Annotated in this window: 1 protein-coding gene and 1 pseudogene; both read left to right on the top strand. The window is 59.3% G+C overall.

Annotated elements, in window-relative coordinates; translation table 11 throughout:
• Positions 1-6 precede the first annotated feature (6 nt).
• A pseudogene (locus tag BO1_RS56055) lies at positions 7-977 on the top strand (IS630 family transposase).
• A gap of 5 nt (positions 978-982) precedes the next feature.
• The gene (locus BO1_RS48885; protein ID WP_028223783.1) at positions 983-1,222 is read left to right on the top strand and encodes a DUF6429 family protein; all 240 of its coding nucleotides are present in this window, start codon (positions 983-985) and stop codon (positions 1,220-1,222) included.
• Positions 1,223-1,255 lie beyond the last annotated feature (33 nt).

Here is a 1,255-nt window from a genome sequence, read left to right as displayed (position 1 = left end):
CGCATCGTGCTGGCCTGTGCCGATGGGATCGACAACAAGGCGGTCGCAGCGAAACTGCAGGTCACGCAGCAAACGGTTTCGAAGTGGCGTGCGCGATTTGTATCGGATCGCCTGGACGGGTTGCTTGACGCGCCACGGCCAGGCGCACCCAGGACGATCGATGATGTGCGTGTCGACGCGGTCATCGCGAAGACACTCGAGTCCATGCCTGCGGGCGCGACTCACTGGAGTACACGCACGATGGCGCGTGAGATGAATCTGTCGCAGACGGCAGTGACGCGGATCTGGCGTGCCTTCGGCCTGCAGCCGCATCGGCAGGAGACTTTCAGGCTCTCCAGCGACCCGCTGTTCGTCGAGAAGGTGCGTGATATCGTGGGACTGTACCTGGATCCTCCGCTCAAGGCGATGGTGTTGTGTGTGGACGAGAAGAGCCAGATCCAGGCGCTGGATCGCACGCAACCGATGCTGCCGCTGGCGCCGGGGATCCCGCAGCGGCGCACCCACGACTACATGCGTCACGGAACGACGACGCTATTTGCAGCCCTGGACGTCGCCACGGGCGAAGTGTCGGCGAGGTGCACCGGCGTCATCGCAGCAGCGAATTCCTCCGCTTTCTGCGCACCATTGACGCCAGCGTGCCGGCTCAACTGGATGTTCATCTGGTGATGGACAACTACGGCACGCACAAGACACCCTCGATCAAGGCGTGGTTCGCTCGTCATCCCCGTTTCCAGATCCATTTCACGCCGACCTCGGCCTCGTGGCTCAATCAGGTCGAACGCTGGTTCGCCACACTTACCGAAAGATACCTTCGGCGCAGCACGCATCGTTCAACGCGCCAGCTCGAAGACGCAATCCGCCGCTACCTCGATGTCTATAACGCCAATCCCCAACCGTTTGCCTGGAGCAAGTCGGCCGACGACATCCTGACCAGTCTCGAACGGTTTTGCGGTCGCGTTCAGCACGCCGCGGGATGAACGCCATGATTATCAATACCGATGCCATTGACGAAGCCGCTCTGGCGCTCCTTTATCTGACCCTGCACGATCGCTACCGCGCCTGGAAAGGCTTCGACTGGGACGTGTTGAATCGGCTCTACGAAAAGGGTTTTATTTGCGACCCGGTCAACAAGACGAAATCAGTGATCTTTACCGACGAGGGGTTACGCGAGTCTGAACGCCTTTTCAAGCAACATTTCACCGTCCCGAACAAGACCGATTAATAATGTAACGAACTTATAACTCACCACACTAGA

Source organism: Paraburkholderia oxyphila NBRC 105797, from assembly GCF_000685075.1.
GTDB classification, from domain to species: domain Bacteria; phylum Pseudomonadota; class Gammaproteobacteria; order Burkholderiales; family Burkholderiaceae; genus Paraburkholderia; species Paraburkholderia oxyphila.
The sequence above is the reverse complement of the archived record's forward strand: the minus strand, read 5'-3'. Positions and strand labels throughout refer to the sequence as shown.

Excerpts from the sequence above, each read along its gene's own strand:
- BO1_RS48885 (WP_028223783.1), top strand. The coding sequence starts at position 983 with ATGATTATCAATACCGATGCCATTGACGAAGCCGCTCTGGCGCTCCTT.